Raw genomic sequence first — 22,497 nt, forward strand, 5'->3', positions numbered from 1 at the left:
TAACATAAGTTACCAATGGAGTTCAAATGGCTATAGGGATATGCAGGGTACTTTGTACCACTGTCACGCTCACGCTTGGGTTAACGGCTTGCGATAATCAGGTTTCTGATAAGTCAGCAAGCATTCCCGCTTCGCGCGAGTATCAGATTATTTCTACTTCACACCTCAACGATGGTTTCGAAACCCGTAAAGTGTTGCAGGCACGATTGCTGCTGGATTACCAGTTACAAGATACAGAAGGTAAGGCGGCCAGCTTAACCACACCACTAACCCATAATGCCCGCTTTTTTATCCAACCTAATCTGCTGCAAATTAGCGATTATGGCATGCCGATCCCAGTGAGTAATATCGACCCAAAAGCCAAATCCAATGAAATCGCTCAGTTGGTTAAAGATGGCTTTAATGTGGAATTTAACAATGGTGAAGTCCGTCTATTAAACCCCATTGCCAAGATGGATCAAAAAGATATCAAGGAGTTATTTGAGCGCTGGCAAAATCTTAATAACTTGTTTAAACAAGCCCCAACCTTGCCTGTGGCGCTTGAGCCTCGCGTCGGTTATAGCACAAGCGCCCCGATGGATGGGCGCTTAACTTGGACGGTTGAGCAGGTCAGTGAAGATAAATTAATCGCCGTGTTACAAGGTGAAAAAGGCAAGTATAAGGCCTATGGCAAGTTCGAAGTTAACCGTAAAACCGGTTGGTTAGAGAGCATGGCGTTTTTTCAACGGGAAGAGCGCCAAGGCAGTACTTTCACCCACCGTACCGTGATGGCGCCTAAGGATAGGCCGTATATCATGAGCACGCTTTGGCATGCCGATGATAGATTTGATGCTGAGCGCGATAGGGATGATCGGCAAAAGGAGCTATACCGCATTAGCGAGGTACCGCAGGAGTATCGCCCCAATAATGAGGCATTTATAAAATCCTTATTACCAGACCAACAAGGTATTTTAGATAATGTTGGCCCTTGGGGTACTGATACCCCCGAAGATCTGCAATTGCGCTTTGTCCACAATATGAGCCCGCAATATGTGGAAGCCGATGTGCGTTATGAGGACTTAAGCGCTTTTGATGCTAACGGTAAACCGATTGACATTCACTTCTGGCAACACGGTAAAGGTTGGGCGAGGAATTATAATCCCTCGATTGAATCTGCAACCGATATTATTGCGACGGGGTGGGATAACACTGCGAATAAACTCAAGCAGATAGACCATATTAATGCCAAGTTAACGCTTATCCCACAGACGAATAAGATCGTCGAAAAGTCGTGGGATGAATTGCTGGCAACACCTTACACCTTTGGCGATGCCAGCCTAACAATCCAGGTGCTCGATGCCGAGGCGAAACTGTTTAAAGTCATATCAAAACAGAGTGAGGATCAGAGTATTAATCTGCCTTTCCAGCAGTTTAAAGGCATGATCGCAGAGGCCCGTCGCGAAGGTAATTATCCCTCCTGGTTAACGGCGACCGAAAAGGAACTGCTAGAACAATTAATTGGGGCCGATGAGCCACATCACCTCACCAGCAACGCACTGTTACTCAAGCTCGATGAGACCCCAAAAACCGTGGTGTTAATCGAGAAACAACCCCAGCCGGAGTTGACTCAAACCAAGACGATTCGCTTTGTACAATTTACCGAGTACAACAAAAATCTGGCGAATCCTCCCACCGAATTTGGTAACGCCAGCCTAGGTAGCTTCACCAATCCGACGCTAGATAGCGCTAAAAATGAGGTCAATACGATCCAAGGGATAAAACCTGTGTCTGACAATGGCCATAATTTATCTATTCCCATGTCAGCGGCTTTGGCGACCGCCTGTAAACCTGAAATAGAACAGGGTTTTAATGAGGGTAAAAATCCCGTCACTTGGCAGTTTGTTCCCAATGCCCTAAGCGGCAGTGCCTATATGTTGATGACTCCGGATCATGTGCGGCAGTTTTTCTACGATAAACAGATCAAGGGTAAGATCCGTTGCCAAGGTGATATCCATTGGCAGCCTTTAGAACTGGCCGCGACAGACCGCCCTTGGTTAATCGATTTACAATCTTGGCTGGCGCAAACGGGATATGGCAATGAGCCGAGTAGCAATCTTAACAATTACTTTAAGGTCGAAGATGCCCAAGGCAATCTGTTAAGCATTCGACTCCCCGAAAATACTGAGCTGCCGATTAACGAGGTGCTAGTCGATGGGCGCTATTTGAGTATTGCAGGCCCAGCCGCCAAGGTGAGTTATATGACGATCGCCAAAGAACCCAGCGATATCCCCTATGAATTCACCTTTAAACCTTTGCCTTAAGGAGCGGTTATGCGTCCATTTACTGTAAAACTGCTCCTAGGAGCACTCGTACTTATCAGTACCCATGCCAGTGCACAAAAGGTGTTACTCGATGCCCATTGGAAGGTTGTCAAAGATGAAAAACAGGCTCAGTACTATCTAAAACAATCGACCGAAGTGATCGACGGCCATTATAAGGCTGAGGTTTATTACAAAAACAAAGATATGCTTTTTTGCGCCAGTGCCCTCGCCGATAACAAGATCGGTAACAAACTCACCAGCGAACAATTTCGCGGTGCATATCAATGTTACTTTGAGGATGGCAAGCCGTACGAGCAAGGCTTTCGTAACGAGCAAGGCCAACTTCATGGCTTGCTTAAAAAATACATTGCCACTGGCCAACTGTATGTTGAATCGCACTATGAAAATGGTGTGAAACAAGGTCTAGAAACGGGTTATTGGAATGGTGGCAATATCCGCTACAAAACCACCTTTAAAGATGGCCAAGAAGTCGGCATCAGCGAACATTTTGGCCCCGAAGGTGAAGTCACCGCCAAGATCTGCAATGACCCAACCTGCGTGAGTCAATATTTTAATCTTGGCAAACTTAACCGTGAAGAGCATCGCGTTGATGGTCTATTGCAAGGAACTGAGACCACTTGGGGCCTAAATGGGCAAGTCATCTCGACCCAAGAGTATGTTAAAGACAAAAGACACGGTGACTATTTTGAGTATTTTGACAATGGCAACGTCAAACGCCATTACCAATATCAAGCTGATTATAAGGTTGGTGAGCAACTGACTTACTATGAAAATGGCCAAATCCAATTAAAGGAACTGACTAACGATAAAGGTGATGCCCTCCAAGCCATTGAATACGATGAACAAGGGCAAATTAAAAAAACCACCGATAGCAAATACCAAGGTAATCGCTGGGTTTATCGTAAACAGCAGCGCTTTAGTAAAGGCCAACTGATTGAGAGCACAGAAAACGACCTACTCAAAAATTGGTCACTTAGCGAAGACTACGAGCAAGGCGAATTAGTGAATCGTCGCGAGGAACTCGATAAAAAATTAACAGGCTTGTATGTCGAATCCGTCAAGAGCCGAAGTGGCACAGACGTTATCACCCGCGAGCATTTTAACGCAGGCAAGCGTGAAGGCCCCTATGAAATGGTGAAATTCGACCATGAAACGGGTAAGCGTTGGGTGGCTGAACAGGGTCAATATACCAATGACAAGCCCTCGGGCAAATGGAAGAAGCAGCAAGAGGATGCCAGCCTCACCTTTAGCTATGATGACAATGGTGAACTCCATGGCGAGTTTCGTAATGAGACAAGTTCAGGGCAACTGCTTGAATTAATAAATTTTAACCATGGCAACCCCGACGGCTTAGTGCAACGTTACGCCAACAATGGTCAATTGTATGAAAAAGGCGTATACCGCAATGGTCAACAGGATGGCGATTGGATATTTACCGATGGTGAGTACGGTTTCCGCCCAATACCCAACCCTGAAAGACGTTATTGGTATGGTCGCTTCGATCAAGGTAAACAAGTCGGCCATTGGGAACTGCGCTCATCTGAGGATTATGTGCTCCAAATCGCCAATTATGACGATCAGGGCAGGCTTGATGGTAAGCAATACGAGTTTGAGGAGCATGGCTGGATAGAGGTGATTAATCGCTACAATCATGGGCAGTTTTTAAATCAGGAAACACCGCCGCCGGTAGTGACTCCTGACCCTGTTTTCTCAACGTTTTAGCTTAATTAAGGTAAACCTTGGCGCAGGGCACTGCATTATGTCCTGCGCCAAAGACATAAATTCAACAGAGTAATTATATAGGCCGCAAAGGCGCTGCCTTAAGACCCAGAGCAAGGAATCAGCATGTTTTATACGCCATTTCGCTTTATCAGCCTCTCGACTGCCGCAGCCAGCCTAGTCAGTGTCCATGCTCTGGCAGCGCAAAATCTATCTTCCATGATGGTCGAAATCCGCCAGCAGAACGGGATCCCCAGCTATTACAATCTGGCCACTGGTATGCCGTTAAATGGTGATATCGCCATTGTTCGCGATAACCAAGGCTATACCTTAGGGCAATTTTCTCAGGGAATACCTAATGGGAAATGGCAAGTATTTCATACTAATAACAGCAGAATCGTTGAAGGTAATTACCAACAGGGCTACCAAGATGGTACTTGGCGGCTGTTCGACTTAGATGGCACGATAACCGAAGAACAACAATTTGCTAAGGGCGTCCCCGTTGGCGAATGGAAAGAATTTAGCCCCAACGGCCATGTTAACCAAAGCACTGTCTACCAAAATGGCCAAAAATCCCAAGTTAAGCGCTTCTTCCCCAGCGGTAAATTGCAGGCACAAGAAAGTTATCTTGATAACCTGCGCCATGGTAAATGGGAAAGCTTTTATGAAAACGGCACCCTCTCCCAAAGCCAAACCTACGCCAATAACCAACTCACCGGCCCCTATCTTGAACAAAACTCCGAAGGCCAAGTGGTCGTAAGCGGCCGTTTTGATGCTGATGGTCGTCGCCAAGGATTATGGGAAACCTTTTTCGACGATGGCATCAAAGCCAGTGCCAGCCAATTTAATCTTGATAAACTTGAGGGTGAAGAACGCACCTTCTACCCCAGTGGTGAACTGGCGAGCCTGTGCCACTATCAAGCGGGGCTTCGCCACGGTAAGTGCCAGCAATTTAATGAACTTGGCAAACTCCAAGTCGAAGAGCAATACCTCAACGATGTGCTAGAGGGGCGCCAGCAATACTTTAACCTTGAGGGTGTGCTCACCAGCGATTTGAACTACAAGCAGGATATGCTCGCAGGCGTGCAAAAGTACTTTCACCCTAATGGCCAACTTAAAGAACTGCGCACCTACCAGGACTCGCAACTGGCTGATAATGGTCAATATCCCTTGCATGGCCCTTCTGAGCGTTATGATGCGGACGGTAATCTTATCGAAAAAAGCAGCTACAACATGGGCTTAAAGGATGGATTGTTTGAGCGTTATAACGGCGGCAAACTGCAAACCGCAGAGGTATGGAAACAAGGCCAACGTGACGGAGAATTTCGCCGTTACCACACCAATGGCCAGCTCCGCAGCTTAGATGTCTATGTGAATGGCAAACTCACTGGCCGCTCCGAATCCTTTTACCAAGATGGTACAGTCAATGAGCGCGGCGAGCGTATCGAGGGCGCTTGGGTCGGTAAATACGAGTCTTTTTATGATAATGGCAAACCGAAAGAACTTGCTCACTATGCCCGCAGCAAAGCGGATAACAGCAATAGTTATCCCCTCGACGGCCACTTTAGCCGTTGGTACTACAATGGCGATCTTAATGAAGAAGGCGAATATAAAGCAGGCTTAAAAGAAGGCCTTTGGGTCCAATATGCTTCTGGCCTTAAGCAAAAAGAACAAACCTTTGTTAACGGCAAACTCAATGGCGATTACGCCGAATATTACCAAGGTCGCCGCCGCGTCACCGGCCAATACGAGGATAATCAAAAAACCGGCCTCTGGATTGATTACCGCTATGAAGCCAAAGATCCAACCTACGGCGCGATTCCCGAGGGCAATATCAGCCAGAAAACCCATTGGAAGGACAATAAACGCCACGGCACTAGCGAGTACTACAGCTTTAAACAAGTGGTTTATCGCTTAGAAACCTATGATAATAATGATAAAACGGGCTCCTATGCCGAATATTATCCCAATAATGGCCAGCTTAAACTTAGCGGCACTATGGATAAAGGCCTGCAAACTGGATTATGGGAAAGCTGGTATGAGGATGGCATTTTAGCCGCCAGCAGCGAATTTTTAGATAATCAGCAGCATGGCAGCAGCAAAGAGTATTACAGCAATGGCCAGCTCAAACTCGAAGCCCAATACACTAAAGGCCAGTTCGACGGCGAGCGCAGGGAATACCACCAAAATGGTAACCCTAAACTGAATGAAACTTGGCTAAAGGGTCAAAAAGAAGGCGAAGCTAGCTATTACCATGTTAATGGCAAACTCGCCGAACAAGGCACTTATCTGAAGGATCGCAGGGAAGGTTTATGGCAACAGTTTTGGCCCAATGGCGAAAAACGCAGTGAAGGCAGCTATATCGCCGATCGCCAAGCGGGGGATTGGAATCATTACGATCAGCTCGGCAAGTTGATTAATACCGAGCACCATGGCTAAGAAATTACGTTAGCTTGCATGCAGTTTGCCTAGTTTGTGACTCGCAAAATCGGCTAAGCAAAAGGTATTAATCGATAACTGGGGTTTTGAATAAAAAAGCGATCTCGCTCAAAATTTTATGCCTAACCCCAAATCTAAAAGAATATTCATGCAAAGTGTGCCATAACCAATGTCTATACTAACGGCATTTTTCCGCTTTGGATCAACTGCCTATGAAGACATTTATCAAAGACGAATTTGCCCTGCTACTCGGAATACTCACATTAGTATTCTTCAAGACTGGCGGTGATAGTTTGCTCGCCGATGGCACGGCTCTCTCAACCTATATTCCCGTTTCACTCGCCCTACTCGGAGTGGTAACTTGGGCGATTTTCTCCGTGGTGCGTCACTCGGATGCGCTTGCCATCAAGCTCGGCGACCCTTACGGTACCTTGATTTTAACCCTGTCGGTAATTTCGCTCGAAGTGGTGATGATTTCTTCGGTGATGTTAACGGGCGAGCCAAATCCAGTGATGGCAAGGGATACCATGTTTGCCGTAGTCATGATTATTACCAATGGCTTAGTTGGTATCACTCTGCTACTTGGTGGCTGGCGCTATCATACTCAGCACTTTAATTTAGATGGGGTGAAATCCTATTTAGTGGCGATTATTCCCCTCGCCCTGCTCTGTTTAGTGCTACCTAACTTTACCGAGGGCGGCACCATTGGCAGCATGTCCAAGCCCATGTCTTGGATGCTCATCATCATCTCGATTTTGCTCTATGGCATCTTTTTGGTGATCCAAACTAAGAGCCATAGCCACTTCTTTGTCGATGCCGACCACGAGGACCACGAAGAGCATCACGGCATACTGCGCAGTAATATCTACCACACTATGCTGTTGATTGGTTATTTGCTGGTGGTGATTCTGCTCGCCAAAACCCTTGCTATGCCCATTAATTACAGCGTGGCCTCTCTCGGGGCGCCGCCAGCACTGGGCGGCTTTATTGTCGCCTGTTTGATCTTATCTCCAGAGGCCGTAGGTGGCTTTAAGGCTGCACTCAATAATCAACTGCAACGGGCGATGAACCTCTATTTTGGTTCAGTGCTCGCCACCATAGCTCTCACCGTGCCCTCAGTATTGATTGTCGGAAGTGTGATAAATCAAGAGGTACACTTAGGCCTTTCTGCGGCGGATATGGTGCTTTTAGCCACCAGTTTAATGGTCTGCAAAGTCAGTTTCAGCAGCGGTAGAACCAATGCACTCCATGGTGCGACCCATATAGTGCTGTTTATTGTGTACCTTTTCCTGATGTTTGAGCACGCCTAAATACCGCTTACATTTAATAGTAAAACCCATTAGCCGAGGATTTACCTCGGCTTTTTATTGGCCTACGGTTGCATCTTATTTGGCCGTAGCAGGCTCCCAAGCAATAATCCACAGCCCAAACCGCCAAGATGCGCGGCATTATCCACGCCGCCAAAGAGCCCCATCACAAGACTTGCAGTAACAAATAGGGTCAGATTCAGGGCGAGTGGCATATTGTCCGCCAAGGGCAATAAGCCCAACCAAATCCACATGATCAACACCCCAAATAATCCCATAATGGCGCCCGAGGCACCGATACTGATCATCGCCTCATACCAGCTAATACTGGCAATGCTCGCCACTAAACCACAACATAAATAGACCCCGAGTAAACGCCATTTACCCAGCAGTGGCTCCAAAAACATCCCCGCAAAAAACAGTCCGTATAAGTTAAAAACCAAATGCATCAAGCCGCCATGTAAAAACACATTGCTGATCAACCGCCAAACTTGTTGATCCAAAACCAACTGGCGAAGGTTTGCGCCCCAATCGAGCAACAGACTGTTTGGAAAGGCGATAACGTGCTGGCTGGCAAAGGCCATCAACATAAATATCAAGCTATTGATATAAAGCAAGATTGGCGTGATAACAAAACCCTGCCGAGGTTTAAATTCAGCCAAAAAGCCATAAAGCTCTGCCTTAGGTTTTTCTATGCTTAGCTGCGCCACCAAAGCCTGAGATGCCTGTGTCTCGTCCAGTTTTAGCATCAAGCTCATCAGTAACCACACAATGGCAGCAAAGCTTAACCAGGCGATAATCCACGCTAATTTATGGCCATTACGCGCCTCGAAGGGCTTATTCACTGGCATCAAGACAGTTTGATAACCATCGAAATACACTGAGCTTTTTTGAGCAGCGGTCAGTAGCTGAGTGTAGCGGGTCGACGGGCCGATACGGTCAAGATAGACAAAGTCTTCAGGCTTAAAGGCATTAAAATCCTGCTGGCTCTGATGAATAAACTCTTGAAATAGCGCTTCTTTCTGCTGAGGTTCGAGTCTATTACTGATCGTTTTCTCATAAACTTTGCCATACCATGCCAAGGCTTTAGCACCGACCAACCAACTCTCGTTACGTTTAGCAAAAATCGGCATCGCAATATACAGGCTCATACGCAACTCACTATTACCCTTGCCAATCGGCTCAATATTGCGCTGTACGCCGATATGTTTTTTATCGATATAAAACTGATTTAATTGGTAATACTTGGTTTGCGGCTGGTGCAATAGTGCATTGATGGACTCGAGTTGAGTCAACTTGCCCGTTGCGCTATTAAGGTATTCCTGCGCCACGATAGTGGGCACGGCTAGCAACAGCACGGCAATCACAAAATAGATAAAACGGCTATTACTCTTGGTAAAGCGGAATAACTTAAGCCGAGGTCTTAAGTAGAAAAACAGCAAGGGCCAAGGCAATATCAGCGGCAGCCAAAAATTGATAATCGATTCGTCAATGCTCAGCAGTTGGAACTCGATAATCAACAGCCAATGGAGCAAGCTGTAGCCTGAGACAAATATCAGGCAGAGCAGTATAAAGGGCACATAGATCAACTGGAGTTTTTTTAAGACTAACGCCACACGCATATCATCCTTGAGAGAAAAAACCTGCCAATAATACGGTGTATCGCCACACAACGCACCCTCTACGGGGTGATTAATTGACTTTTAGTTAAGCCTATCAATCATCTACAACACAAGTGCTAGAAAAATGACAATAAAAAGGCCAGAACGATTCTGGCCTAAAAACGGTCAACCTATCCTGTGACGGGACATGGATAAGCAGGAAACGCCTGCCTTAGGTCTCGCTGACCTTAGCAAATTGCTGCTGATTGCGCTGCTTCTTATATTGCTTAGCATCCGCGGGGATCGGAGTGACTTTGCCTGTTTCTAACCAAGTACGTAAACGGTTAGCATCGGCCATATGGGTATACTTACCATAGGCATCGAGCACAACAAAGGCCACTTGGCGTTTGGCCATTTCGGTACGCATCACTAAGCAGTGCCCTGCTTCATTGGTAAAGCCCGTTTTAGTGAGGTGGATATTCCAGTTATCTTTATAAACCAAGCGATTGGTATTTCTAAAATCGAGGCTGTACTTTGGTTTGCCAAAGGTTACGGTTTTCTTTTCGGTCGAGCTTAACTGGCCTAACATGGGATAGCCTTCGCTAGCCTTTAGTAACACCACCAAATCCCGCGCGCTCGAGACGTTCTTCTCTGACAATCCAGTAGGCTCTACATAGCGAGTGTTTTTCATCCCTAGGGCTTTCGCCTTAGCATTCATCGCTTTAATAAAAGCTTTATGGCCACCGGGATAATGGTGGGCAAGACTTGCGGCGGCACGGTTTTCAGATGACATTAATGTCAGCAATAACATTTCTTTACGGCTAATTTCACTGCCAATACGCACCCGCGAATATACGCCGCGCATTTCCTTAGTATCATTGATATTGATAGTAAGCTTTTCATCCATAGGTAACTTAGCATCTAGGGTTACCATCGCGGTCATTAGCTTAGTCACGGAGGCAATGGGCCTTACGGCATCGGGATTACTGGAATAGAGAATTTCATTAGTTTTAAGATCAACGACTAATGCACTATTAGCTGCCACCTCCTGCTTAGCAGGGGCTTTTTTAGCAGAAGTTGCTTTAGTGGCGGTGCTTTTTGTAGTGACAGAGGCCGAATCGGCTGAATGCGCTGTCGCGGCAACAGTTAAACTGCTGCATACCAAGATAAAACTACCAAGCAGAGAAGGGATCTTCATGTAGAATTCACTGAGTCGTTAATAAGTCGAATGTGCTACGGCACAGGGTTGAGGCTAAGTATAAGAGGTATATGCCGAAAGGAATAGAACTGAACACGACTTTTATCAGCAATATCAGCACTTTTTACACTCACTTTATGAGAAAAATCTTAGTTTTGAGCCAACAAACACATCAGAGTAAAAGTGCCTATTAACAAACAATCGTAAATCGGCAATCATAAAAGCTAAAAAACACTTAATATTCAGAATGATAAACCAAATACATTTGGCTTGTCGAGATTATTAATCACCTATTCATTGATGTGCAGACAAGCCGCCATTTCGATAAAAGCCTTCGCAAATGATCCGAATGGAAGATAGAGCTACCCTTCTTAATTTCCTCAAGCTCTATAGCCATAACATTAATGAGTTTAAAACACCTCAATAGTGAAAAATGAAATATTGCCAATGAAGCTCATCACAAAAACCAACAACTGGCGCAACAAAATCACACTTTAAATTACAAACAGATAGCGGGCCGATACAAGTTAAGCTATATTGCGCAACATCAAGGATAGTAGGTTTAGCTTACTGATTAAATAGCACTTTTTACTAATCATTTGCCATATGAAATCACGTAGGCTTGTGTCAGGATGATGTTTTTTCTGTTCATCCCCCGCCCCCCCTTTCCTTGAAAACAGGAGTTAATACCGAGCTAATCAGTATTAATGGATATAGAGAGCCGACTCCACAGGCTTGTTATTATTTTTAAATTAGGGATTGATGATGTTAAAAAAACTACTTACCCCCATGTTAGCTATTTGCCTATTTCTGACTGGTTGTGCTTCAGTGCCGATGGCATCACAGGAAGAAGATGCCAAATTAAAAACATTCCAAAAACCAGCTGACAATAAAAGCGGTATCTATGTTTACCGTAATAGCTTTGCTGGACAAGCACTAAAGAAAAATATCTACATTAACGGCAATCTAATTGGTGAGTCAGCAAACAAAGTTTATTTTTACAAAGAAGTTGATCCCGGTGAGCAAAAGTTATCGACCGAATCTGAATTCAGCGAAAATGATTTAACAGTGAAAACAGAAGGGGGTAAAAACTACTTCTTCGAGCAATATATCAAGATGGGTGTATTTGTGGGTGGTGCAGGACTAAAAGCAGTCTCAGATACCGAAGGCATGAAAAACGTTCAAGAATGTAAACTGGCAAAATAGCTATTGCTCCCCCCTTGAATCGCCCATAAAAAACCAGCCAAAAGGCTGGTTTTTTAAATTCATCCAATGCCATTGGGTCGCAGGTTTTATCTGCAACCCGATACAGCAATTAAGCCTGTGGGCGCATCGCTGGGAACAGGATCACATCACGGATAGTGTGAGTGTTAGTGAATAACATCACTAAACGGTCGATACCAATACCTTGACCTGCTGTTGGCGGTAAACCGTGTTCCAGCGCAGTGATGTAGTCTGCATCGTAGAACATGGCTTCGTCGTCACCTGCGTCTTTGGCGTCAACCTGCGCTTTAAAGCGGCTGTCTTGGTCTTCAGCATCGTTTAACTCGCTGAAACCGTTAGCCACTTCACGGCCACCGATGAAGAATTCAAAACGGTCGGTAATGAAGTGATTGTCATCGTTACGACGTGCCAGTGGCGAAATGTCCGCTGGGTAGCCAGTGATGAAGGTCGGTTGCATTAACTGCCATTCAGCGGTTTCACCGAAGATTTCTTCTAATAGTTGACCACAGGTCCAGAACTTCTCGATCTTGATGCCTAGGCTGATAGCCAGTTCACGCATGAATTCAAGATCTTTCACTTGCTCGTAAGTCATGGCTTGGATAGTCGCGTTGTCAGGATTGTACTTCTGAATCGCTTCTAACATGCTTAAACGGGCATATGGGCCACCGAAATCAACGGTGTGCTCGCCGTATGGCATTTGCGCGCTGCCTAATAACTCAATGGCGATAGAGCTTAACAGTTCTTCGGTTAAGTCCATCAGATCTTTGTAGTCTGCATAGGCCATATAGAATTCCATCATAGTGAATTCTGGGTTATGGCGTGGCGACAGACCTTCGTTACGGAAGTTACGGTTGATTTCGAACACACGCTCAAAACCACCTACCACTAAACGCTTGAGGTATAACTCTGGCGCGATACGCAGGTACATTGGCATGTCCAGCGCATTGTGGTGAGTGATAAATGGACGCGCTGAAGCGCCGCCTGGGATCACGTGCATCATTGGGGTTTCAACTTCCATGAACTCTTTTTTGATCATGAAGTTACGGATTGCAGCAACCACTTTTGAACGCATTACGAAGGCTTGACGAGATTCTTCGTTAACGATTAAGTCAACATAACGTTGGCGGTAACGGGTTTCTTGGTCAGTTAAGCCGTGGAATTTTTCTGGCAGAGGACGCAGTGCTTTGGTCAGCAGTTGGTACTCTTCCATGTTCACGTACAGATCGCCTTTACCAGACAAGTGCAACTGACCCGTTACGCCGATGATGTCACCGATATCCAGACCTTGGTATTTATCCTTCAGATCCGCTTGAACGCCCTTTTCAGCATAAGCTTGGATACGACCAGACACGTCTTGGATCACCAGGAATGGGCCACGTTTTGCCATGATACGGCCAGCTATGCTGGTTCTAAAACCTAAGGCTTCGAGTTCTTCCTTAGTGTTTTGACCGTATTTTTCCTGCAACTCAGCCGCTTTATGGGTGCGACGGAACGTATTAGGGTGAGCATTCGCGCTGCAGTTCGGGCGAATGCTGTCTAGCTTGGCACGACGCTCGGCAATCAGTTTGTTTTCATCTTGTACTTGTTCAGTCATGTTATTTCTCGTCTATACCTTTGAATTAATTACAGCCCTGATTTCAAACTGGCTTCGATAAACTTGTCCAGATCGCCATCGAGTACCGCTTGGGTATTGCGCGTCTCCACGCTAGTGCGTAAGTCTTTAATACGGGAGTCATCCAATACATAAGAACGGATCTGGCTACCCCAACCGATGTCGGACTTGGCATCTTCGGCGGCTTGCTTTTCGGCATTTTGCTTATGCATTTCTAATTCGAACAGTTTGGCTTTTAACTGTTTCATCGCCGAATCTTTGTTCTTGTGCTGTGAACGGTCGTTCTGGCACTGCACTACCGTGTTGGTCGGTAAGTGGGTAATACGTACCGCAGATTCGGTTCGGTTTACGTGCTGACCACCGGCACCCGAGGCGCGGTATACGTCGATACGTAAGTCAGCAGGGTTGATATCGATGGTGATATCGTCATCAATCTCAGGGTAAACGAATACCGAGCAGAAAGACGTGTGGCGACGACCCGATGAGTCAAATGGCGATTTACGCACTAAGCGGTGCACGCCAGTTTCGGTACGTAACCAACCAAAGGCATACTCACCGGTAAACTTAATGGTCGCGCCCTTAATACCAGCCACGTCACCGTCGGTCACTTCCATCAGCTCAGGACTAAATCCGTGGGCTTCACCCCAACGCAGATACATACGCAGTACCATGTTGGCCCAATCTTGCGCCTCTGTACCACCACTGCCCGACTGAATGTCTAAGTAACAGTTTGAGGCGTCCTGTGGACCAGAGAACATACGGCGGAATTCGAGTTCGGCCAAACGGCTCTCTAAATAATCCAGCTCTTTGGTGGTTTCATTGAAGGTGTCTTCGTCTTCTTCTTCGATGGCAAGCTCAAGTAGACCTTCAACGTCTTCAAGACCAGAGTCCATATCATCGATAGTTTTTACGACGGCTTCGAGGCTGGCGCGCTCTTTACCTAGGGCTTGAGCACGTTCTGGCTCGTTCCACACCTCAGAACTTTCAAGTTCACGGCTGACTTCTTCTAGACGCTCATGCTTAGCATCGTAGTCAAAGATACCCCCTAAGAAGCTGCGTACGCTCGGCAAGCTCCTTAATTTTGAATTTTACTGGATTAACTTCAAACATGGATTTTTAACTTCGCTTATTTTTGCCGTTTTAATGGGTTTCCCATCAAAGCAGGCGGCGCTTAACGGTAATTGCAACCGCGCATTTTAACCTAACAACGCTGGTAAACCTAGGGCGTGATAGCGTTTCACTGCGATTTTATCAGCATAAAAAGCACCGTTAGGGTCGGCAGATTAACAAACAAAGCCGAGTTAAGACTGTGATCTTACATGAAATTGCCAGCTTGACGCCCCAATTCAATTAAAAATTGAGTTTACTAAACAGTGATAATCACTAAAAACCGCATAGAATTAAACAAGATACAGATAAAACACATATAAAATGCTGAGATAATCACAGTATTCCACCAATAAACTTTCATCAGCGCACAGTCTGACACCTGTTTGTGATGACAGCAGCAATTTAGCATCAAACTTCCCTCGACCATAAGCGTCTTCTAAAGCGCTCTAGTTATACTCAAATCCACCTTAAGCCTGCCATGCAGCAAGCACCCTACAAATATAAAAGGCCATGGGATGATAGAACTTCGAATCGATAATCAGATAGTCTCGGCCGAGCCGAGCGATAACCTATTACACGCAGCCCGTAAGGCGGGTATTGCTATTCCCAGCCTGTGCGATCCCACTGACGCCTCACGGCAATTGGACACGCAAGCCCATGCCGAAAAGCAGGACTGTAACCTTTGTCTAGTACAAATCGAAAATAGCGATGCCAGTCTGCGCTGCGTTAAAGCCTGTGAAACCCCTGCCCAAACAGGCATGAAGGTCATCACCCAATCGGCGTTTTTAACCAAACAGCGCCAAGCGGCACTGAACACCATCTTGAGTGATCACTTTGCCGATTGTGAAGCGCCCTGCCAACAGGCCTGCCCTGCGGGGGTCGATGTACAAAGTTATCTCAACCACATTGCCCAAGGTGACCACACCCAAGCGATTAAAGTCATTAAAGACACTCTGCCACTGCCGCTGTCGATTGGCCGTGTCTGCCCCGCGTTTTGCGAAACCGAATGCCGCCGCGGCCTCGTCGACGACCCTATTGCCATCCGCCAACTCAAGCGCCACGCTGCCGATTTAGATTTAGCCGATGACGAGCACGGCAATAGCTATCAACCGCCACGCCTCGCTGACACGGGTAAGAAAATTGCCATTATAGGCGCAGGTCCTGCGGGCTTAAGTGCGGGTTATTATCTTTCGAATCAAGGGCATAATGTCGAGATATTTGAAGCCATGCCCAAGGCGGGCGGTTGGCTGCGCTACGGTATTCCCGAATACCGTTTACCCAAGGCGATTCTCGATAAAGAAATCGAGCTGCTGTGTCGTAATGGGTTAATCATTCATACCCAGACTCGCCTCGGCCATGAGGTTCACTTAGCCCAGTTGGTCACCGACTTCGATGCGGTGTGCCTTGCGATCGGCGCCCAAAAAGCAGTGCCGATGAATTATAAAGGCTCGGAGCTGGCGGGCTGCTATCTAGGGGTAGATTTTCTTAAGGATCATTGCCTCGATAAGCAATTGAAGTTGGGTAAAAAAGTCGCAGTCATCGGCGGCGGCAATACCGCCATCGATTGTGCTCGTACAGCGGTACGTGAAGGCTGCGATGTTACTTTAATCTACCGCCGTACCCGCGCCGAAATGCCCGCCGAAGCTTACGAAGTACACGAGGCCGAAGTCGAAGGAGTAAAATTCCACTTCTTAACCAATCCCATTGAAAATCATAGTGATGCCAATGGACATGTACAGTCGGTCACCTTCAGCAAAATGGCGCTCGGCGAAGCCGATGCTTCAGGCAGACGCGCCCCCGTGGACACAGGGGAAACCTTTACCGAAGCCTTCGATACCGTTATCGCCGCAGTATCCCAAGCACCAGACCTGAGCTTTATGCAAGATTCCATGGGGCAACTCAGCCATGGCGAGCTGGCACTCAGTCGCTGGAACACCCTCATTGGTTGTGAGCAAACCATGTCATCGGGTGTGGAAAAACTGTTTGTGATGGGCGATGCCCGCCGCGGCCCAGCCACCGCGGTTGCCGCCATTGGTGATGGCCGAAAAGCGGCAAAAGCCATTGATAAAATGCTTCAAATTGGCCTTAGCTGTGATTTACATGCCCACGATTTTAACTCGGTAAAAACCATTCCAAGCGCCCTTAAGCAAGCAAAAACAACATCAGAAGCCGCACCAACGCTTTATCCCCATACGCCACGTCAGCCCCGCTTGAAAATGCCCGAATTAACAGCACTACAACGGCTGCTGAATTACAGTGAAGTCGAATTGGGCTTTCCCGCAGATGCCGCTATGCAAGAGGCGGCGCGTTGCCTTGAGTGCGCCTGCCAGGCCAATACCGACTGTAAACTGAGGGATTACGCTACGGATTACGGTGTTGAGAGCAAAAGCTTAGCCACTGAAAATGCACGGCATTTCAGCGTAGATAAGAGTTCACCCTTTATTCAATTTGATGCTAACCGTTGTATTAGCTGCGGCAAATGCGTTGATGTGTGCCAGCAGCAGAGCGGCCACTGCGCCATCCAATTTACCGAAGATTCCTATCAGGCGCTGCCACAGGAAATCAGTCAAAGCCTCGTGCGCCGCGCGCCGAGAGTTGGCTTTAGCGCGAGCATGGCCGATAGTCGCTGTGTACAATGTGGCAACTGCGTGCAGGTGTGTCCCACTGGCGCACTGGTCGATGCGCGGGACAAACGCCAAGGCGATAAAACAGCACTTAAAACCGCCTCGACGATTTGTACTTACTGCGGTGTAGGCTGTCGTCTGGATCTTAAAATTGACCCTAACACCAGTCGCATTCGCCATATCGAAGGCAATAAAGACTCGGTTGTTAACCAAGGCATGTTATGTGTTAAAGGGCGTTTTGGTTTCGATTTTATTCACAGCGACAAACGCCTCACGACACCATTAATCCGTAAAAATGGCGAACTACAACCTTGTAGTTGGCCCGAAGCCATCGCCTATGTGGCGAAACGCTTAACCGAGATAAAACAGCAAGATGGCAGCAACGCGATCGCTAGTCTCGCCTCTGCCAAAGCGACTAACGAAGATAACTTTGTGCTGCAAAAGTTTGTCCGCAGCGTTCTTGGTACCAATAATATCGATCACTGCGCCCGCCTATGCCACTCATCGACGGTAACGGGCTTACAGCAGAGTATTGGTAGTGGCGCGATGACCAATGATATTCCAAGTATTAAGGACTCGGATGTTATCTTTATCATCGGTTCAGACACCACCTGCGCCCATCCGATTATTGCCTCAAAAATCCAGCAGGCGATAATGCAGCACGGCGCACGATTAATCGTGGCCGATCCTAAACGCGTAGGCATAGCAGAAAAGGCCGAATTCTATGTTGCCCACAGACCGGGCACGGATGTGATGCTATTAAACGCCATTATGGCGGAAATTATTCGCCACGATTGGCAAGATAAAGCCTATATCGCCGAGCGTACTGAAGGGATCGAGGGCCTCTATGCGGAATTAGCGAAGGAGGATTACTCCCTCGAAAACGCCGCCCTAATCACAGGTGTTAAAGCTGAGGATATCGCCCGCATCGCGCGTACCATAGGCACTGCACAAAAAACGGCAGTTTACTACGCCATGGGCATCACTCAGCATACGACAGGCCACGATAACGTCACCGCCATTTCTAACCTGCAACTACTCTGCGGCAATATCGGAGTATCAGGGGCGGGTATCAATCCGCTACGCGGCCAGAGTAATGTGCAAGGGGCTTGTGATATGGGTGCATTACCCAACTACTTCACAGGCTATCAAAAGGTCACGGATATTCATGCCAGAATGCGCTTCGAAAACCACTGGCAAACGCCGTTATCGGGGGAAATTGGCGTCACGGCAACCCACATGATGCACGACATTGCCAAGGGCAAAATCAAAGCCTTATATGTGATGGGTGAAAATCCAGTGCTGAGCGATCCCGATCAAGCTCATGTGCTTAATGCACTGAGTCAAATCGAGTTTCTGGTAGTGCAGGATATCTTTTTAACCGAGACGGCCGAGCTTGCCCATGTGGTCTTGCCCGCCGCCGCTTTTGTAGAAAAACGCGGTCACTTTACCAATACCGAGCGTCGGGTGCAGCGACTCGAGCAAGCACTTGCCTCACCGGGGGAAGCCTTACCCGATTGGCAGATCGTACAAGCGCTGGCTAATGCCATGGGCGCAAACTGGGATTACAAAGATGAAGAGGCTATTTGGTCTGAAATCAATGTATTAACACCCCAGTATCGCGGTATTCGTTGGGAAAGATTAACCACAAGTGCAGAGGGTAAAGTGCCTCAGGGTATTCAATGGCCCTGTCCGGATGAAAATCATCCGGGAACACCGATTATGCACCAGAGTCAATTCACCCGCGGTTTAGGCTTATTTACGCCCGTCAGTTATCGTCTTCCCGCCGAAATGCCCTGCAACGAGTACCCACTGACGCTATCAACGGGGCGGCTCTTAGAACAATTCCACACAGGTACACTCACCCGTAAAACACCGGGACTGGATTTACTCGGCGCACCTAAAGTGATGATTTCAGTCTATGATGCCGAGCAACTCGGGATAAATAATGGCGACAAAATTAGCCTTATCACCCGCCGCGGCGAGATTGAGATAGATGCCTTTGTGACTAAACGCGCCCAAGCCGGTGTACTGTTCTTGCCGTTCCATTTTGTCGAAGCCGCAGCGAACAAACTCACCATCAATGCCTTAGATCCCGTGGCTTATATCCCTGAATATAAGGTTTGCGCAGTAAGAGTTGAAAAGGTGACTAAGCGGGTTATCGAACCAGCCTAAACAGATATTTAGGGATACGACTCAATAAATGGATATAAAAAACGGGAGATGTTATCTCCCGTTTTATTTTATAACTCAATAATAAATCAGTATTAAATTTTAAACTGCCCAACTAACTTGCCAAGATTGGTCCCTTCCTGCGACACAGTCTGACTCACCCTTGCCGCATCTTCACTGGAATGCAGCAGCTCATTCACAATTTCTTGGATAGCATAAACGTTACGGTTGATTTCCTCGGTCACAGAGCTTTGCTCGGTCGCCGCGGTGGCAATTTGGGTACTCATATCGTTAATCGCCGTTACCGCCGAGGTAACCGAACCTAAGCTTTCAGAAATAGCACGGGAAGATTCAACCGAGCGCACACAACTCTGCTGACTCTCGTCCATGGTTTTCACCGCCTGCGAGACCAGCTTATGCAGTTCTGATAGCATTTCATTAATTTCTAAGGTGCTTGCCTGAGTTCGGCTGGCTAAGTTACGTACCTCATCGGCTACCACGGCAAAACCCCGTCCCTGTTCACCGGCTCGGGCAGCTTCAATGGCTGCGTTAAGAGCGAGCAAATTGGTTTGCTCGGCAATGCCACCAATCACCGACAATACGCTGTTAATCTTCTGCGATTGTTCACTCAACGATTTGATACTGCCCGCGGCATTATTAATTTGCGCCATCAATCCAGCAATTTCTTCCAATGATGCATCAACACAGCGCTGAGCGTTAGCTACATCACCTGTCGCCGCTTGAGTAGCTTCGGCCACTTGGGTGGTGTTTTGCGCGACTTCACTCGCGGTAGATGACATTTCAGTAATCGCGGTAACGACTTGGTCAGTCTCATTGTTGTGACTGAGCAGTTGGTGTGACATCACTTTCGTTTGGTCATGAATCGCATTGGCAGCCGTTTTGACTTTGGCGGTCGCATTCGCCACATCACCGATAATGGTTTGTAGCTTATCGACAAACAAGTTAAAAGCTCGACCTAATTGAGCAATCTCGTCTTCACCTTTAACCATTAAGCGCTTAGTTAAATCCCCTTCACCCTTAGCAATATCATTAAGATTATCAGCCATATTTTTGATCGGCACGACCATTCGATGGGCGGCGACCATAATGATAAACGCCGTAATCCCCGTTAACACAATGGCGATTAGGAGGATCATAAACGATTTCTCAGCCATCTGTTCAGTCACAGTTTGACGATAATCTTCAACTACGGCTTCAATATCATCAATATAAGCGCCAGTTCCTAACATCCAGTCAGTACCTGGAACCATCATCACGTAGCTTATCTTCTCAATTTGCTCATTGGTATTAGGCTTCTGATAATAGTAAGAAAAGTTACCATCCCCCCGTTTAGCCGCATCCAGCAAACCAACAATAATTTTGGTGCCGCGCGGGTCGGTCATATCGATTTTGTTTTGCCCTTCTAAATTAGGCATTAAGGCATGGAATATATTTTTACCTTGAGAATCATACATAAAGAAGTAACCCGCACTGCCAAAACGAATATCTCGCAATGCTTGATTCACATTACCTTGCTCCTTTAAGGACAATTGGTATTGCACTATTCCCGCGGCAATTTCGGTCGCTTCTTTAATTTGTTGTTTACGTTCGCCCACTAATTTTGTTCTAAAGGTCACAACCTCTTCCGCGAGAGATTCCTGTTCGACATAGTAGGAAACGGTCATTAACACTAATAAGGTCAAGATGAGGGGAAACAAAGATAACAGCAGTAATTTATTACGCAGGCTTAAATTCGACATGCTTGCTTACTCCAGAGTGATGTAATTTATATTTTTTATATGGTCGAAGTATAGCCAAAAAGGTGCATCCACTTAGCGCTTGGGTTAACAAAATTTTCTATAGAGGATAAAAATTATACTCAACTGATTTTAAGCTAATAATATCAGTCCTATGCCACATAGGCTAAAACCTAAGACCAGTAACAACATCTGCGGTTTAAAGAGTTTTAATGCACCAAAACCAAGCAAGACAACAGCCATATCCACCGCAGATAACACCCCTTGGGTAAATACAGGTTGGTACAGCGCAGCCGCCAATAATCCCACCACACAGGCATTTATGCCCGAGAGCATGCCGGCAATCTTGGGCCTTGCGGCAATCGCATGCCAACTTTTTAAGCCCACCAGCATCAATAAAAATCCCGGTAAGAATATTGCTACAGTTGCGATGGCCGCACCGACAAAGGGATTGTCTAGCATCATCTCAGCGCCAAGGAAGGTGGCAAAGGTAAACATAGGCCCAGGCACTGCTTGGGCAAAGGCGTATCCGGTGAGAAAACGATCGCCGCTCATCGTATCACCCACAGCGGTTTCAAGCAGTGGCAGCACCACATGGCCGCCACCAAAGACTAAACTCCCGACACGAAAAAACTCACTAAAAATCCCTGCTTCAATCCCCAGATTTAAGGCAAAAAAACTCGCCACAAATAAGACAAAGAATAATCCTAAGCTCAGGTAATTTAACCTAATCGGTTCATTTTTACTGGACTCGGTCTCAGTCGCACTCAGGAATGACATACCTAAAATGGCAGCAAGCAACAGTAAGGTGATTTGTGTCCATAAGAAAGGCAGAATGAGTATCGCAGCGGCACTACCGAGCATGAGTAAACGCGCCGTTTGCCGTTGACAAAATTGCTTAAACATCGCCAATACCGCATCTGCGACAACCACGACGGCCAGCAGTTTTAAGCCATGCACAATGCCTTGCATGTACTCGTTACCTAACCAAGCGGCAGTCGTCACCGCCAACAAATACATCAGCACGAAGGAAGGCAAGGTAAATCCAGCAAAGGCGGCTATCGCCCCTAAAAGCCCACCACGATGATAACCAATGGCAAACCCCACCTGACTCGATCCCGGCCCCGGCATAAATTGGCTTAAGGCTACAAAACTGGCATAACGTTTATCATCAAGCCAGGCGAGTTCGTTGACAAAGGTCTGGCGAAAATAACCAATATGCGCCGCTGGCCCACCAAAGCTCATCAGACCAAGAGAAAAAAAACGTAAGAATATCTGTAGCATAAACTTTGCCCTTCGACGCATAAAGTGAACAAGATTATGTCACTAAAAAGACAGTTTAATGAAAGCTAAATCAGCAAGACACAAAAATACTCAACCAAAGGTAAAATGAGCAAAATTCCTTTTTATCGA

The 22,497-nt window shown here is 46.8% G+C and carries 12 protein-coding genes; 6 read left to right on the top strand and 6 right to left on the bottom strand.

Features of this window, described 5'->3' with window-relative positions; genetic code table 11:
• Window positions 1-26: 26 nt before the first annotated feature.
• The 4 genes from JM642_RS16100 (at window position 27) to JM642_RS16115 (ending at window position 7,789) form a co-directional block, all read left to right on the top strand.
• Window positions 27-2,300 carry a hypothetical protein gene (locus tag JM642_RS16100; protein WP_203432150.1) on the top strand — a complete coding sequence of 758 codons (2,274 nt, stop codon included), beginning with the start codon at window positions 27-29 and terminating at the stop codon, window positions 2,298-2,300.
• 9 nt (window positions 2,301-2,309) lie between these two features.
• Entirely contained in the window at window positions 2,310-4,043 is a 1,734-nt protein-coding gene (locus tag JM642_RS16105; RefSeq protein WP_088586052.1) for a hypothetical protein, read from the top strand.
• Window positions 4,044-4,166: 123 nt separating this feature from the next.
• Window positions 4,167-6,479, top strand: a complete 2,313-nt coding sequence (locus JM642_RS16110) for a toxin-antitoxin system YwqK family antitoxin (protein WP_203432151.1) — start codon at window positions 4,167-4,169, stop codon at window positions 6,477-6,479.
• Window positions 6,480-6,691: 212 nt separating this feature from the next.
• Window positions 6,692-7,789: a calcium:proton antiporter gene (locus JM642_RS16115; protein ID WP_047538288.1), complete on the top strand. Its 1,098-nt coding sequence runs from the start codon at window positions 6,692-6,694 to the stop codon at window positions 7,787-7,789.
• 62 nt (window positions 7,790-7,851) lie between these two features.
• Here the strand turns inward: JM642_RS16115 and JM642_RS16120 are convergent, their stop codons facing one another.
• Together JM642_RS16120 and pbpG are read right to left on the bottom strand one after the other, a co-directional pair.
• Entirely contained in the window at window positions 7,852-9,408 is a 1,557-nt protein-coding gene (locus JM642_RS16120; RefSeq protein ID WP_050991360.1) for a rhomboid family intramembrane serine protease, read from the bottom strand.
• A gap of 211 nt (window positions 9,409-9,619) precedes the next feature.
• Entirely contained in the window at window positions 9,620-10,585 is a 966-nt protein-coding gene (gene pbpG / locus JM642_RS16125; protein WP_037414829.1) for a D-alanyl-D-alanine endopeptidase, read from the bottom strand.
• Window positions 10,586-11,350: 765 nt separating this feature from the next.
• Here pbpG and JM642_RS16130 point away from each other — a divergent pair.
• The gene (locus tag JM642_RS16130; protein ID WP_037428736.1) at window positions 11,351-11,791 is read left to right on the top strand and encodes a DUF2846 domain-containing protein; all 441 of its coding nucleotides are present in this window, start codon (window positions 11,351-11,353) and stop codon (window positions 11,789-11,791) included.
• A gap of 109 nt (window positions 11,792-11,900) precedes the next feature.
• Here the strand turns inward: JM642_RS16130 and lysS are convergent, their stop codons facing one another.
• Both lysS and prfB read right to left on the bottom strand, forming a co-directional pair.
• Complete coding sequence (gene lysS, locus JM642_RS16135) at window positions 11,901-13,403, bottom strand: lysine--tRNA ligase (RefSeq protein ID WP_037414843.1); 1,503 nt, start codon at window positions 13,401-13,403, stop codon at window positions 11,901-11,903.
• 29 nt (window positions 13,404-13,432) lie between these two features.
• Window positions 13,433-14,531, bottom strand: a protein-coding gene (prfB, locus tag JM642_RS16140; protein ID WP_164925631.1) for a peptide chain release factor 2 whose coding sequence is annotated in 2 segments (ribosomal slippage) — window positions 13,433-14,455 and window positions 14,457-14,531 — 1,098 coding nt in all. Because the reading frame shifts where the segments join, the coding sequence is not laid out codon by codon here.
• A 515-nt stretch (window positions 14,532-15,046) separates the two neighbouring features.
• Here prfB and fdhF point away from each other — a divergent pair.
• Window positions 15,047-19,330, top strand: a complete 4,284-nt coding sequence (fdhF, locus tag JM642_RS16145) for a formate dehydrogenase subunit alpha (RefSeq protein WP_203432152.1) — start codon at window positions 15,047-15,049, stop codon at window positions 19,328-19,330.
• Between the two features lie 92 nt (window positions 19,331-19,422).
• Here fdhF and JM642_RS16150 read toward each other — a convergent pair whose 3' ends face one another.
• Complete coding sequence (locus JM642_RS16150) at window positions 19,423-21,087, bottom strand: methyl-accepting chemotaxis protein (protein WP_172589510.1); 1,665 nt, start codon at window positions 21,085-21,087, stop codon at window positions 19,423-19,425.
• Window positions 21,088-21,216: 129 nt separating this feature from the next.
• On the bottom strand, window positions 21,217-22,368 hold the full coding sequence (gene chrA / locus JM642_RS16155) for a chromate efflux transporter (protein WP_172587384.1): 1,152 nt from the start codon (window positions 22,366-22,368) through the stop codon (window positions 21,217-21,219).
• Window positions 22,369-22,497 lie beyond the last annotated feature (129 nt).

The organism is Shewanella sp. LZH-2 (assembly GCF_016859145.1).
GTDB classification, from domain to species: domain Bacteria; phylum Pseudomonadota; class Gammaproteobacteria; order Enterobacterales; family Shewanellaceae; genus Shewanella; species Shewanella xiamenensis.

What these genes read in the sequence shown, in the direction of transcription:
- JM642_RS16100 (WP_203432150.1), top strand. Translation starts at nt 27, where the DNA reads ATGGCTATAGGGATATGCAGGGTACTTTGTACCACTGTCACGCTCACG.
- pbpG (WP_037414829.1), bottom strand. Translation starts at nt 10,585, where the DNA reads ATGAAGATCCCTTCTCTGCTTGGTAGTTTTATCTTGGTATGCAGCAGT.
- fdhF (WP_203432152.1), top strand. Translation starts at nt 15,047, where the DNA reads ATGATAGAACTTCGAATCGATAATCAGATAGTCTCGGCCGAGCCGAGC.
- JM642_RS16105 (WP_088586052.1), top strand. Translation starts at nt 2,310, where the DNA reads ATGCGTCCATTTACTGTAAAACTGCTCCTAGGAGCACTCGTACTTATC.
- JM642_RS16110 (WP_203432151.1), top strand. Translation starts at nt 4,167, where the DNA reads ATGTTTTATACGCCATTTCGCTTTATCAGCCTCTCGACTGCCGCAGCC.
- chrA (WP_172587384.1), bottom strand. Translation starts at nt 22,368, where the DNA reads ATGCTACAGATATTCTTACGTTTTTTTTCTCTTGGTCTGATGAGCTTT.
- JM642_RS16120 (WP_050991360.1), bottom strand. Translation starts at nt 9,408, where the DNA reads ATGCGTGTGGCGTTAGTCTTAAAAAAACTCCAGTTGATCTATGTGCCC.
- JM642_RS16150 (WP_172589510.1), bottom strand. Translation starts at nt 21,087, where the DNA reads ATGTCGAATTTAAGCCTGCGTAATAAATTACTGCTGTTATCTTTGTTT.
- lysS (WP_037414843.1), bottom strand. Translation starts at nt 13,403, where the DNA reads ATGACTGAACAAGTACAAGATGAAAACAAACTGATTGCCGAGCGTCGT.
- JM642_RS16115 (WP_047538288.1), top strand. Translation starts at nt 6,692, where the DNA reads ATGAAGACATTTATCAAAGACGAATTTGCCCTGCTACTCGGAATACTC.
- JM642_RS16130 (WP_037428736.1), top strand. Translation starts at nt 11,351, where the DNA reads ATGTTAAAAAAACTACTTACCCCCATGTTAGCTATTTGCCTATTTCTG.